This window comes from Pseudoduganella aquatica, from assembly GCF_020865585.1.
GTDB classification, from domain to species: Bacteria; Pseudomonadota; Gammaproteobacteria; order Burkholderiales; family Burkholderiaceae_D; genus Rugamonas; species Rugamonas aquatica_A.
Map to the genome: position 1 here is coordinate 5,956,211 of NZ_CP086370.1, position 12,289 is coordinate 5,968,499.

The 12,289-nt window shown below is 66.4% G+C and carries 10 protein-coding genes and 1 tRNA gene; 3 read left to right on the forward strand and 8 right to left on the reverse strand.

Translation table 11 applies throughout. The annotated features are described in order from the left end of the window. Nucleotides 1-2: 2 nt before the first annotated feature. From KT882_RS26520 to KT882_RS26530, 3 genes are read right to left on the reverse strand one after another with little or no spacing between them, the layout of a single operon-like run. On the reverse strand, nucleotides 3-722 hold the full coding sequence (locus KT882_RS26520) for a DUF4386 domain-containing protein (RefSeq protein ID WP_161074093.1): 720 nt from the start codon (nucleotides 720-722) through the stop codon (nucleotides 3-5). A gap of 26 nt (nucleotides 723-748) precedes the next feature. Continuing rightward, nucleotides 749-1,006: a hypothetical protein gene (locus KT882_RS26525; protein WP_161074092.1), complete on the reverse strand. Its 258-nt coding sequence runs from the start codon at nucleotides 1,004-1,006 to the stop codon at nucleotides 749-751. A gap of 8 nt (nucleotides 1,007-1,014) precedes the next feature. Further along, nucleotides 1,015-1,347: an ArsR/SmtB family transcription factor gene (locus KT882_RS26530; protein ID WP_161074091.1), complete on the reverse strand. Its 333-nt coding sequence runs from the start codon at nucleotides 1,345-1,347 to the stop codon at nucleotides 1,015-1,017. A gap of 138 nt (nucleotides 1,348-1,485) precedes the next feature. Here KT882_RS26530 and KT882_RS26535 point away from each other — a divergent pair, with 138 nt between their 5' ends. Beyond that, complete coding sequence (locus tag KT882_RS26535; RefSeq protein ID WP_228893721.1) at nucleotides 1,486-2,511, forward strand: FUSC family protein; 1,026 nt, start codon at nucleotides 1,486-1,488, stop codon at nucleotides 2,509-2,511. Between the two features lie 30 nt (nucleotides 2,512-2,541). Here the strand turns inward: KT882_RS26535 and KT882_RS26540 are convergent, their stop codons facing one another. From KT882_RS26540 to KT882_RS26550, 3 genes are read right to left on the reverse strand one after another with little or no spacing between them, the layout of a single operon-like run. After that, nucleotides 2,542-3,432 carry a diguanylate cyclase domain-containing protein gene (locus tag KT882_RS26540; protein ID WP_228893722.1) on the reverse strand — a complete coding sequence of 297 codons (891 nt, stop codon included), beginning with the start codon at nucleotides 3,430-3,432 and terminating at the stop codon, nucleotides 2,542-2,544. Next, nucleotides 3,429-3,863, reverse strand: a complete 435-nt coding sequence (locus KT882_RS26545) for a response regulator transcription factor (RefSeq protein ID WP_228893723.1) — start codon at nucleotides 3,861-3,863, stop codon at nucleotides 3,429-3,431. Before KT882_RS26545 ends, KT882_RS26540 begins: the two co-directional genes overlap by 4 nt. Nucleotides 3,864-3,880: 17 nt before the next feature. Continuing rightward, nucleotides 3,881-8,458, reverse strand: a complete 4,578-nt coding sequence (locus tag KT882_RS26550; protein WP_228893724.1) for a CHASE domain-containing protein — start codon at nucleotides 8,456-8,458, stop codon at nucleotides 3,881-3,883. 155 nt (nucleotides 8,459-8,613) lie between these two features. Between KT882_RS26550 and KT882_RS26555 the strand changes: the two genes are divergently transcribed. Both KT882_RS26555 and KT882_RS26560 read left to right on the forward strand, forming a co-directional pair. Beyond that, complete coding sequence (locus tag KT882_RS26555; protein ID WP_228893725.1) at nucleotides 8,614-9,543, forward strand: LysR family transcriptional regulator; 930 nt, start codon at nucleotides 8,614-8,616, stop codon at nucleotides 9,541-9,543. A 128-nt stretch (nucleotides 9,544-9,671) separates the two neighbouring features. After that, nucleotides 9,672-10,856 (forward strand): hypothetical protein, encoded by a 1,185-nt coding sequence (locus KT882_RS26560; RefSeq protein ID WP_228893726.1) that lies wholly within the window; start codon nucleotides 9,672-9,674, stop codon nucleotides 10,854-10,856. A gap of 220 nt (nucleotides 10,857-11,076) precedes the next feature. Here the strand turns inward: KT882_RS26560 and KT882_RS26565 are convergent. Together KT882_RS26565 and KT882_RS26570 are read right to left on the reverse strand one after the other, a co-directional pair. Next, a tRNA-Thr gene (locus KT882_RS26565) sits at nucleotides 11,077-11,152 on the reverse strand. A gap of 113 nt (nucleotides 11,153-11,265) precedes the next feature. Further along, on the reverse strand, nucleotides 11,266-12,267 hold the full coding sequence (locus KT882_RS26570; protein ID WP_161074087.1) for a class 1 fructose-bisphosphatase: 1,002 nt from the start codon (nucleotides 12,265-12,267) through the stop codon (nucleotides 11,266-11,268). Nucleotides 12,268-12,289: the final 22 nt, after the last annotated feature.

The following is a 12,289-nucleotide window of genomic DNA, read 5'->3' on the forward strand; positions in this document are numbered from 1 at the left end:
GCTCAGCGCTGCGCCGGCTGCCCTACGCCCTTGAACAGCAGCCACAGGCAAAACGCGCTTTCGCCGACCAGCGCGGGCAGCAGGATGGCGGGGAACAGCATGCTTGCCAGCGCAGGGCTGAGCACCATGCTGAAGCTGTTGATCAGGTAGCACACGCCCGCCAGCTGCATCAGCACGCCGATGGCCTTGGGGATATAGCCAGACTTCCAGATCACGTAGCCGACGATCAGGATTTCCACGCCGAAGAAAATCAGCGCCAGGCCGAACGCCTGCGCGTGCGACAGCACCGTCAGGTAAGCCATGACGTGCAGCTGCGGCAGGTCGTCCGGCTTCAGATACTTGGCCATGGCCAGCGTATCGAGCATGGACTGCAGCTGCAGCGCGCTCACGCTTTCCACAGCCAGCGAGGTGATCGCAAACAGCACCACCAGCAAGCTCAGATTTTTGCTCACGGGCCGCAGCAGCACGTAGAAGATCCATGTCAGCGCCACCGCGCACACCAGCAGCAGCATCTGCGCCGCCACGCCCAGGCGCCACAGCCATTCCGACTCCTGGATGCGGCGCACGGTGGCGGCAGGGTCGCCGCCCACCACCAGCGTTCCGCGTATCAGCGCCTCGCCCAGCAGGCCGATGACGATAATAATCAGGTACAGCACGCCGCCCAGCCGCGCATAGCTTTGCAGCGCTGCGCGCGGCGGTTGAATCAGACTGCTGCCGTCCATGCTTGCTCCCGGTGAGAGACTGCGGATTATTCGACTTGCTTGAGGATTTTTTCTACCGAGGCCACGCTGCCGGACAGCTTGGCAAGTTCCGCCTGCATGGCCGCCAGCGTGGCCTGGTGCGCAGCCTGCGCCTGCACGGCCTTCTCCGCCAGCGCACTGTAGGCCGCGTCGCTCTCGGCGCGGGCGCGGGCGGCAAAGGCCGCCGAGAAGTACTTCATGCCGAAAATGAGCACGGCCGCGCCGAGCGGCAGGCAGATCGTCAACAAATATATGCTTTCAGACATAACCACCTCTACTGTTCGTTGGGGACTTGAAGCGTCTTCGCCATCTCCGCGATGGAGGCGGGCGAGAGTTCGATTAAAAAGCTGCTGGGCTCAAAATAGTTAAGGGCTTTGCCGTCGTGCGACAGCTCCATCTGGCTGACCACCAGGCCCGCGTCCTCCAGCTTCTGCAAGTGCAGATGCAGCAAGGGACGGCTGATGCCCAGCTCGCGCGCCAGCTGGCTCACGTAATTGCGCCCGCCGCTCACCAGCGCCGCAATAATGCGCAGCCGGTGCGGATTGGCCAGCGCTGCCAGCACCGCCAGCAGTTGGTCGCCATTGAGGGATTGTTTTTTTGCGCTCACATGTCAACAATATCTGACACATGATAGAAGGTCAAGCACATCATGAATTCCGTGCACAACCATCTTGAACAATGATCGCTTCTGCCCCGGGCGGGCGCGTGGCATGCTGCCGCATTGTCAGACCGCCGGGGAATAGCCATGCTGCGCCATATCTTCAATACCGTCACCACCGCCTTCCTGGCCATCGCCATCGCCACGCGGCTCGGACTCCCCGCGCCGCAGATCGCCATGGTGTGCGTGTTCATCGTGATGCAGCCGCAGGCGCGGCAGGTCTTCGCCAAGGGCTACCACCGGATGCTGGGCACCATCGGCGGCGCGCTCGCCGCGTGGGCAATGGCCGCGATGGCCCCCCAGTCGCCGGCGCACTTCCTGGCTGCGGTTGGCGTGTGGGTCGCACTGTTCACCGCCATCGCCGCCTTCCACAGCCAGCTGACCGCCTATTCCCTTCTGCTGACGGGTTATACGCCGATACTCATCGCCATTCCCATGGCCCTGAACGCGAGCCATATTGCCACCAGCGCCGCCAGCCGCCTGGCCGAGGTGGCGCTGGGCATCGTCTGCGCAAGCGCGGTGGCGTATGCCAGCAGCCGCTGGCCCGGCAAGGGCGCGCCCCAGGCAAGCGCGCCGGCAGTGCGGCCCGCCTCCCCCGCACTGCCCACAAAGGCAGCCAGCGCCTCGCTGGCAGGCCTGCATCCGGCCATCGCCATGGCGGCCATGGGCACGCTGTGGCTGGCCACCTCCTGGCGCGGCGGGCCGATGGCGACGCTGAACGCGACGGTCAATTGCGCGCTGGTGGCGCTGGCCGCGCAGCCGGTGCGCGCATCCCTGCAGATGACCTGGGGCACGCTGCTCGCCGTCGCGGCCGGCCTCGCGCTTCAGCTCAGCTACCCGCACCTGCCGCTGTCTCCTTATCTGCTCTATGCGCCCGCCCTTGCGCTGGGAGCATGGATGACGGGCCGGCCGGAATCGCTGGCGCAAGGCCTGGGCTACAGCATCACGCTGTGCATGCTCGGCTACCCCGGCGGCAGCCTGGTCGGCGGGAACGGCGGCGGTGCGCAATACCTGTACGACGCGGCAGGCCTCTCCCTCTCGGTGCTCGTGCAGACTGCGGTCTGCGCGCTACTCCGGCCACTGCGCCTGCCGCCACCGGCGCCATCACGCTGACGCCGGACCGCCCCGGCGCAGCTTGCCTGCCTACATAATCACCCGGTCCCGCCCGGCCTGCTTGGCCCGGTACAGCGCCGCGTCCGCCGCCGCAAGCAAGCGCTCCAAGGTGTCGCCGGCCTGGGGCGCCATGGCTGCGCCGCCGACGCTGACGCTGACCACAGGGCCGGTCTGCTGGGCCATGTGCGGCAGCGCGAGCTGTTTGACAGCGTCGCGCAGCAATTCGCCAAATTCAGCCACCTGCACCGCCGTGCTGTTCGGCAGCACCACCACGAACTCCTCGCCGCCGTAGCGGGCCACCAGTTCGCCAGGGCGCCGCGCCACGCGCTTGAGCGCCTGCGCCACCGCCACCAGGCAGGCGTCGCCGCCCTGGTGTCCGTAGTGGTCGTTATACGGCTTGAAGGCATCGATATCGATCATCAACAGTCCCAACGACAGCCCCTGGCGCTGGTGGCGCGCAAACTCGCCCCCAGCCTGGTCGTCGAAATGGCGCCGGTTGTACAAGCCGGTCAAGCCGTCGCTGCAGGCCAGCTCGGCCAGCGCCTTCCGCTGCCGCCACAGGCGCAACTGGGTACGCACGCGGGCCACCACCACCGGCGGATTCAGCGGCTTGGTGACAAAATCCGCCGCCCCCGCTTCCAGCGCCTGCACTTCGCATTCCATGCTGTGATTGGCCGTGACAAAGATGACGGCCGTCTCCGCGCCGGCTGGATCGGCCTTGAGCCGGCGGCACACTTCGTAGCCGTCCATGCCCGCCATGTGGACGTCCAGCAGCACCAGAGCAGGACGCCGCTCGCGCACCAGGCGCAAGCCCGCCTCGCCGTTCAGGGCGAACAGGATGTCCCCTTCCCCTTGCAGCACCGCGCTCAGCATCCTCACCATCTCGGGCGCGTCGTCGATGATCAGTATCAGCTCGCTCATGGCTTTTCATCCTCCTGCCGCGCGCCGTAGTACGGCAGCGGGCGTCCCTGCTGCCGGCTGGCCCGCACCGCATTGAGCGTGTCCAGCACCGTGCCGCTGTTGAATGGCTTGACGATAAACCCCTGCGCCCCGCGCGCCAGCGCCGTATGCACGGAGTCTTTGTGGTTGTGGGCGCTCACCATCAGCACCGAGGTGCCCGGCAGGCACGCGATCAGCGCCGTCAGCACTTCCAGGCCGTCGAGGTCCGGCATCTGGATATCCAGGCAGATGATGTCCGGATTGAGCCGCAGTGCGCGTTCAATACCGGTCTTCGCCAGGGCGGCCTCGCCCACCACGTCGTAGCCGTTCCCCTGGATAATCATGCGCAGTACGGTGCGTGTCAATTCGTTGTCATCAATGATCAGCACACTGGCCGGCTTGCTTGTAGCCATGCTCGCTTCCTTTGCAGTTATGGCGCTGACGGCGCCAGCGCCGCCAGCGCCGCGTCAAAGTCCAGGCGGTCCATGGCGCCGCGCAACGCGCCGGCACGCTCCTCGCCCAGCTCCCCCAGCAATCCCAAGTGGATCGATTCATACTGCGCAACCGCAGCGACATTGTATTCAGCGAGCTGCTGGCGCAACAGCGCCAGTCCCGCTGCGCTCACCGGCCCTGGCGCCGCGTCCGGCTCTGCCTCCGGCTGCGCAAGCCACGCTTGCGCAGCCGCCAGCGTGGCCTGCAACTGCGCCGCCACAGCGCTGAACAGGCCAGCGGCGGCGGGCGCGTCGCCCTGCGCGATCGCCTGCTCCAGCTCCAGGCACACTGCAGCGAAGCGTAGCGCGCCCAGCGTGCCGATGCTGCCGCGCATGCCGTGCAGCGTCCTGGCGGCAGCGTCGCCCTGGCCGGACTGCCATTGCTGCCGGGCTGTGTCGAGGCCGGCGCTGCCGCCATCCACAAAGGCCTGGACCAGTTGCACCATGGTCTGCCGGTGCCCCGGATAGGCGGACATGGCGCTCAGCAAGGTGCTGACGTCGAACACCGTGGCCGGCGCCGACGGCTCAGCCTGCGCAGCCGCGTCCGCGCAGGAGTCCGCGCCCGGCAGGTAGCGCGCCAGCACGTCACGCAGCTGGGCCGGAATAACGGGCTTGGCGATAAAGTCATCCATGCCGGCCGCGACGCAGCGGCTGCGTTCGCTTTCCATGACCCCTGCCGTCATCGCCACCACCGGCAAGGTCAGCCCCAGCTGCTGCCGGATGGCGCTGGTGGCGGCAAAGCCGTCCATGACCGGCATCTGCATGTCCATCAGCACCAGCGCGAAATCGTCCGGGCGCGCCCGCAGCAGGTCCAGCGCCAGCTGGCCGTTGCCGGCCACTTCCACGGTCAGCCCGAGCGCGGCGAGCATGGCCTTGGCGATGTATTGATTCAACTCGTTATCCTCCACCAGCAGCACCCGGCCCGCCAGCGGCGCCAGGGCGGCCTGCGCCGGTTCGCAGCGCACGGCCATGCCTTGCAGGCGCTGCCGGCTGGCGCCGCGCACGGCTGCGTCCAGGCTGGCGGCAGTGGCGGGCTTGTCGAGGCATAGCTCGGCGCCCAGCGCCGCCAGCTCGGGTTCGAGGCGCGCGCGCTCATGGCAGCTGGCAAGGACCAGCACGATGGTGGAGGACTGGGTGCGCAAGCGCCGCAGCATGGCGGCCGCGTCGCCGCCGGCGCAGGCGCCCCAGTCCAGCAGGACCAGGTCGGCAGGCGGCCCGCCGGGCGCCGGACCACCGCCGCGCAAGGCGGCCAGCTCGCCCTCGCTGGCCGTGCGCGCCTGCCAGCCCAGGCGCTGCGCCGCATGCGCCAGGGCCACGCCGGCGGCCGCATTGGCGGCGACCACCTGCACCAGCTGCGCTGCCGCGGCCGGCGCCGGCGCGGCCGCCGCGCGGACCGCCTGCAGGGCCAGCGACACGGTGAACACGCTGCCTTCGCCCTCGCGGCTGTCGACGGCAATCTCGCCGCCCATCATGCCCACCAGCCGGCGCGAGATGGCCAAGCCCAGGCCGGTGCCGCCGAAGCGCCGCGTCATCGAGGAATCGGCCTGGGTAAAGGCGGTGAACAGGCGTCCGAGCTGCTCGGCGGACATGCCGATGCCGGTGTCGCGCACCGCGAAGCGCAGCGCGGCCACGCCGTCCGCCGATACCGTGCCGCTGACGTGCAGCGTGACGCTGCCGCGCGCCGTGAACTTGATCGCGTTGCCGACCAGGTTGACCAGCACCTGCTGCAGGCGCAGCGCATCCCCCAGCAGCACGGCGGGCAGGCCAGGCGCGACGTCGATCACCGGCTCCACGCCGCTACCGCCGGCATTGACCCCCATCACCACCGCCACGGCCGCCAGCAGCGCGTCGAGCTCGAACGGCGCCGGCGACAAATCCATCTTGCCGGCTTCGATCTTCGAGAAATCGAGGATGTCGTTCAGGATGCCCAGCAAGGAGTGGCCTGACTGCCGTATCAAGTCCAGGTCGCGGTGCTGCTCGGCGCTCATGTCGGTCCGGCTCAGCAGCTCGGCCAGGCCCAGCACCGCGTTCAGCGGCGTGCGCAGCTCATGGCTCATGTTGGCCACGAACTGGCTCTTGGCCTCGCTGGCGTCGTCGGCCTGCTGCTTGGCCGCGCGCAAGTCCTGCTCGGTCTGCAGCTGCGCGGTGATGTCCTTGGCGATGCCCAGGAAGCCGGTCACCACGCCGTGCTCGTCCTTGATGGCCGTGACGGTCAGCCGCACCGGCAGCGTGCTGCCATCGCGCCGCACATAGGTCCATTCCCGGCTCTCGACCCGCCCCATCAGCGCCAGTTCCGTAAACACGGCAAAGCCGCGCACGTCGCGGCCCACTTCCAGGCTCAGGGCGGCGGCGCGCTGCGCCACCTCCCCGTCCACATGGATCAGTGCGGGCGTCTGCCGCCCCACCATTTCGTCGGCGCTATAGCCCAGCATGCGCTCGGCGCCCACGCTAAACACCTGGATCACGCCGTCCAGATCGGTGGAGATGATGGAAAAGGCGATGGCCGACTCCACCAGCGTGCCGAACTTGCGCTCGGACTGGCGCAGCGCACTGGTGGTGGCCCGCGCGTGCTGGATCGCTTCTTCCCGGTTGGACGTCAGCGAGCGCACCACGCTGAAGAACAGCAGGCTGATCATCATTCCGCATACCAGCACGATCAAGGCCTTGTCGTGGTCGATATAGGCCTCGAACTCCGGCCGCGAAGTGACGCGCAGCGTCCACCAGGCATCGCCCACCGCCACGTCCACCACGCCCAGATAGGGATGGGGATAGGCCGCCTGCGGCCCGTCCTCCCGCTCCAGATTGGAGTAAATCCGGGTCTCGGGCGAGGTTGAACGGCCGTCGAAAATCTCCAGCGCCACCTTGGACACCGGGGTGGGAAACACGCCCCGCATCAAGTCGTCCATCTGAAAGGCCGCGTACACGTAATGCTCGACGGCCTGGCGCCGCTCGGCTGGCGTGGCCACCGGCGCGCCGGCGCGGAAAATCGGAACGAACATCAGGAAGCCGGCGCGTCCCGCAGCGCCGGCCTGCACCAGGGTGACCCGGCCGCTGGTGGCCAGCTCACCGCTTTCGGCGGCGCGCTGCAGCGCGGCCCGGCGCACCGGTTCGGACTGCAAATCGAAACCGAGCGCGCGCGCATTGGATGCGCCCAGCGGTTCCGGATAGGCCACCGCCACATAGCTGTCGCGCACGCCCTCCGGCCAGACCCGGTAGCCGGCCAGGCCTTCGGCGCGCATCTTGCGCGCCAGCTGTTCCGGATCGGTGGTGCGCTCAGCCACGCCCAGCACCTGGATGCCGGGGTACTTCCGGTAGACGTTCAAGCTGGAGACATAATCGCGCCATTCGCTGTAGGTGATGGAATCGGATGCCTGGAACAAGGCCTTGCCGCTGGTGAGAACCTGGGTATACGCGTCCATGCGCTCGGTGACGCGGCGCCGGATATCCTCCACCTTGGCCTCGAACAGGTCCCTGGCGCGCTGCTCGGTGCCGCTGGCCACGTAATGCCAGGCCACGATGGTCAGCGCCAGGCACACGAACAGCACCGACCAGTGAAACAGGTACAGCCGGGTCGCCCGCCGCACGCCATTACTGGCCTGCCCCAGGCGCTGAAGATGCGCTTCCCGGTCGGACGCCAGCACCATGCCCACCATGCTGCTCAGGGCGATGAACACCTCGAGCGAGGACAGCGCGTCGTTCAGCGTGCCGGCTGCAAAAGGCCCCAGGCCCTGGGTGGTGCCAACCACAGCCGCGCCGTTCAGCAACAGCAGCAGCAAGGTCACACCGCGCATGCCATAGCGGAAACAGGCCCAGCCAATCGTAGGCAGCAACAGCAAGACCAGGGCCCGGTGAGAATGCGTCTGGTCGAAATGGCGGCCGAACAGCAGGTACAAGGCCAGCGCCAGCACCAGCAGGCAAGCCACCGTGACGATGGCCACGCGCGCGTCCCAGCGCCAGCCCGCAGGGCGGCGCGACCACGCCACGAAACAGGGAGTCACGACCAGGATGCCGGCGGCGTCGCCCAGCCACCACATCATCCCAAGCTGGTACGCCGCCGCCCAGGGCACGACCCCGGAGACCAGCAGGCTGGCCAGGCCCAGCGCGGCGCCGACCAGAGACATGACCGCCGCCACGGCCACGAAAACATAAATCCCCCTGGGCTCGCCCAGCAACGGCCCCGGCCCGGCGATGCGCCGCAACAGCCAGCAGCCACACAGCGCTTCCATCGTATTGCCCACTGCGATCGTGAAGGACGTGACCAAGGCCGGCACGCCGTCCAGGGTGGCGTTGACGGAAAACTCCACGAAATTCGCAGCGAATGCGCCCAGCAAAATGCCGGGCCAATAACGCCGCCCAAGCAGCAGCAAGGCGGCGAAGCCGATGCCGGACGGCGGCCACACGGGGGAGACATTGGTGGAGGCGAAAGCCAGCAGCAGGCCCAGGCGCGCGGCCCCGTAGTAGGCCAGCGCCAGTGCGGCATTGATCGTCAGTAGGGACAGAAAGGGAATCCGCTTCAAGCTTATCCTCCGGCCGGTGCATTGAACAGCTTATCACCGGCACAGCCAAAATAGATTCCAAATGGCAAAAAAAGGACGTGCCCGGCACACCGGCGGGGCCGTGCAGAGCACGCTCTGTGCGTTATGATGGCCACTCCCCAATGCACCATGCCCCCATGAATGTCGATCGCATCGATTTGAACCTGTTGCGCGTCTTCAACATCGTGTTTGAAGAGCGCAACCTGCAGCGCGCGTCGCGGCGGCTGAACCTGAGCCACTCCGCCATCAGCCACGCGCTCGGGCGCCTGCGCGAAGCGCTGGGCGACGAACTGTTTGTGCGCACCGCCGGCGGCATGCAGCCCACGGCCCGCGCCCAGGCCATGGCCGCGCCGCTGCGCAATGCGCTGCTGCAGATCAGCGGCGCGCTGGGCAACGAGCCCTTCGCGCCCGCCACCGCGCAGCGCGACTTCGTCATTGCCGCCACCGACTACGTCACGCTCCTGCTGCTGGAGCGCCTGAGCGCGCAACTGCAGGAACTGGCCCCGTTGGCGAACCTGGTCATCCGCCCATCCACGCGCATCGACCTGGCGGGCCAGCTGGACCTGGGGCGCATCGACGTGGCCATAGGCGTGTTCGCCGACATCCCGTCCCGCTTCAGCGCCATGCCGCTATGGACCCAGACCGACACCCTGTCCATGCGCCCCGGCCACCCGCTGGCAGGCCGCAAAGTCACTGCCGAAGACCTGGCTACTTATCCGCTGCTCGCCGTCTCGCTGGGCGGCGCCGAAGAAGGCGCGGTGGACGGCTTCCTGTCCGAACGCGGCCTGGCGCGCGAGTCCGACATGTTCGACCGCGCCGCGCTGCCCGAAACGGCGCGGCTGCGCATGCTGGTGCCGCACTCGCTGGCCGTGCCCTCCCTGCTGCGCTCCAGCGACATGCTGGCCGTGCTGCCCTCGTCCCTCAGCAAGCTGTTCGCCGAACGCGAAGGCCTGCCCGCCGCGCCGATTCCCTACCCCGCGCGCAGCCGGCAGATGCAAGCCATCTGGCACAACCGCAGCGACAGCGACCCCGCCCTGACCTGGCTGCGCAGCCAAATAAGCCGATAGCCCGCATTCCGCCCTACCATGCTGTGCAACGCACCGGCCACCGCACGCATCATGGCCTCATTTGAATTTGCATTGTTTTTAATTCAACAAGTAAAATGGATCCATGCTAGTCATTGAAGAACCTCCCGATGCATCGATTCCTTGGCCTGTGCGCCGCCTTCTTGATGTTGTGTGCTGCTCCACTCGTGCATGCGGAGCAGCAGCCTGGGCTTGCCGCAGCAGTGGACGTGCGCCATGTGTCGAGAGACCTCTGGCGCGTGGATTACCGCTTCGCGCAAGCCGTGACGGCGGTCAAACTTCATTCCATCGGCGCGTTCCGCAAGCAGGAGTGGACGGTGCTCACGCCCGGCATGGGCATGACATCCGGACCGGACTTCGATGTCATTGCGTCCAAGGGCAAGCCGTTCAAGGCGGCCAGCGTGCAGATCAGGACTTTCGACGGCTGGTCGCCCAAGGACTATGTCTCGTTCAACCGTTTCAGCGATGGCGGGACATCGGTCTACCTCGGCCACCTGCAAGGCGACGTCGAACAAGGCGATAAGACGCTCGCCATGCGCACCGACTTCAAGTTGGCTGGCCTGGGGCAGGAAAACGTCATCGCGCCGCCAGCCAACCGGCTGCACCCCGGTGGTCCACGTGGCTATGCCTACTTCGGACCGGCGCAGGCAGTCCTCGCTGGTGCGGTGAAAGTCGTGATCGATCCAAAAGCCCCGCAGTGGCTGCGCGAAACCATACTAGATGTCGGCGCGAAAACGTCCGGGTATTACGAGAAGGCCTATCAGCGCCAGTTAAAGGACGAACTGCTGATCATGGTTGCCGTTGGCAACGTCGAATCGCCGGGCTTTTCGATGAAAGGGGGCGCCATTCTGGGCGCGGGCCAGGTCTCGTATCTGCTGGAAGGCAAGCAAGTGCAGCTCGACCATCCGAAACTGCGCGAGCACGCGACCAAGACCGTGGCGCACGAGATGGCGCATATCTGGCAACTGGCGATTGCACGCGGCGGCGTGGGCGACGACCAGGGTCCGTGGATCCACGAGGGCGGCGCGGAGGCCATGGCACTCGACGCCCTGGCCCAGACTGGCCTGTACAGCGAAGAAGCAGTGAAGGCCTACCGCGCGAAGCAGGCCGCGACCTGCGAGAAGCTTGGCGGCGCCGTCGATACCTTTGACGGCATCTATGCCTGCGGCCTGATGCGCTTCGACAAGCTGGGCGTCGGCATCGTCCCGCTTTGGCGCGCCATGATGGAGGCGACCGAAGCGACGGGCGCTGCCTATTCCCAGCAAATGATCGACACTATCGTTTCTGCGAAATAGCCAAGATCAAAGCGCCCCTGAGATCGGGCGCGCCATCTTCGACCATCTTTGTACCCACTGTCAATTTCCTCAATTATGACGTGAGCAGGAATTCAACGGTTCGTTACAGTTTTCCAAGACATTCATGGCATGACCCTCGCGGTAAGAGTCCATGATACGCCGGCGCCCGGAAATGAAAAAAGGGCTGCATGCTCTCGCATACAACCCTTTTTCTTCCTACTGGTGCCGCTGACCGGAATCGAACTGGTGACCTTCGCATTACGAATGCGCTGCTCTACCGACTGAGCTACAGCGGCGAAACTGTACCTTGGAGCTGTAGCGATACGTGACCAGCTACAGCAAGGAGGCTCGCATTCTAACAATAAACCACCGGAATGCGCTAGTGCTTTTTAAGCACATTGCCAAAATATCATTCCGCGTGATAGCCGGTCACCACGGCCACCTCGTCGCGCGAGCCCAGGAACACCGGCACGCGCTGGTGCAGCTTGTGCGGCTGGATGTCCATGATGCGCTGCTTGCCGTCGGTGGCGGCGCCGCCGGCCTGTTCGACGATGAAGGCCATCGGGTTCGCTTCATACATCAGGCGCAGCTTGCCGGGCATGGAGGTGTCGCGCGTGTCGGCCGGGTACATGAACACGCCGCCGCGGTTCAGGATGCGGTGCACGTCCGCCACCATGGAGGCGATCCAGCGCATATTGAAGTTCTTGCCGCGCGGGCCGGTGTCGCCGGCCAGCAGTTCGTTCACATAGCGCGTGACCGGCGCGTGCCAGTGGCGCGCGTTGGACATGTTGATGGCGAATTCCTTGGTCGTGGCGGGAATCTGCATGCCGCGCTGGGTCAGCACCCAGGAACCCATCTCGCGGTCCAGCGTGAAGCAGTTCACGCCGTGGCCGGTGGTCAGCACCAGCTGGGTTTGCGGGCCGTACACCGCGTAGCCCGCCGCCACCTGCTGCGCGCCCGGCTGCAGGAAGTCCTGCTCGGACGGCGTGACCATGCCGTCCGGCGCTTTCAGCACGGAGAAGATGGTGCCGATGGAGACGTTCACGTCGATGTTGGAGGAGCCGTCCAGCGGGTCGAACACCAGCAGGTATTCGCCCATCGGGTAGCGGTTCGGGATCGGGTGGATGGTTTCCATTTCTTCCGACGCCATGGCCGCCAGGTGGCCGCCCCATTCGTTCGCTTCGAGCAGGATCTCGTTCGAGATGACGTCCAGCTTCTTCTGCACTTCGCCCTGCACGTTCTCGGTCTCCAGCGCGCCCAGCACGTCGCCCAGCGCGCCCTTGCCTACGCTGTGCGAAATGGTTTTGCAGGAGCGCGCCACCACTTCGATCAGCAGGCGCAGTTCGGCCGGGATGGTGTTGTGGAGGCGTTGTTCTTCCACCAGGTACTGGGTCAGGCTGATGCGTTTCATTGTTTTCCTTTGGTTTTACAGA

Bases quoted from the DNA above. Each gene is read 5' to 3' on its own strand.
- KT882_RS26520 (WP_161074093.1), bottom strand. From the start codon at position 722: ATGGACGGCAGCAGTCTGATTCAACCGCCGCGCGCAGCGCTGCAAAGC.
- KT882_RS26525 (WP_161074092.1), bottom strand. From the start codon at position 1,006: ATGTCTGAAAGCATATATTTGTTGACGATCTGCCTGCCGCTCGGCGCG.
- KT882_RS26535 (WP_228893721.1), top strand. From the start codon at position 1,486: ATGCTGCGCCATATCTTCAATACCGTCACCACCGCCTTCCTGGCCATC.
- KT882_RS26540 (WP_228893722.1), bottom strand. From the start codon at position 3,432: ATGAGCGAGCTGATACTGATCATCGACGACGCGCCCGAGATGGTGAGG.
- KT882_RS26545 (WP_228893723.1), bottom strand. From the start codon at position 3,863: ATGGCTACAAGCAAGCCGGCCAGTGTGCTGATCATTGATGACAACGAA.
- KT882_RS26555 (WP_228893725.1), top strand. From the start codon at position 8,614: ATGAATGTCGATCGCATCGATTTGAACCTGTTGCGCGTCTTCAACATC.
- KT882_RS26560 (WP_228893726.1), top strand. From the start codon at position 9,672: ATGCATCGATTCCTTGGCCTGTGCGCCGCCTTCTTGATGTTGTGTGCT.
- KT882_RS26570 (WP_161074087.1), bottom strand. From the start codon at position 12,267: ATGAAACGCATCAGCCTGACCCAGTACCTGGTGGAAGAACAACGCCTC.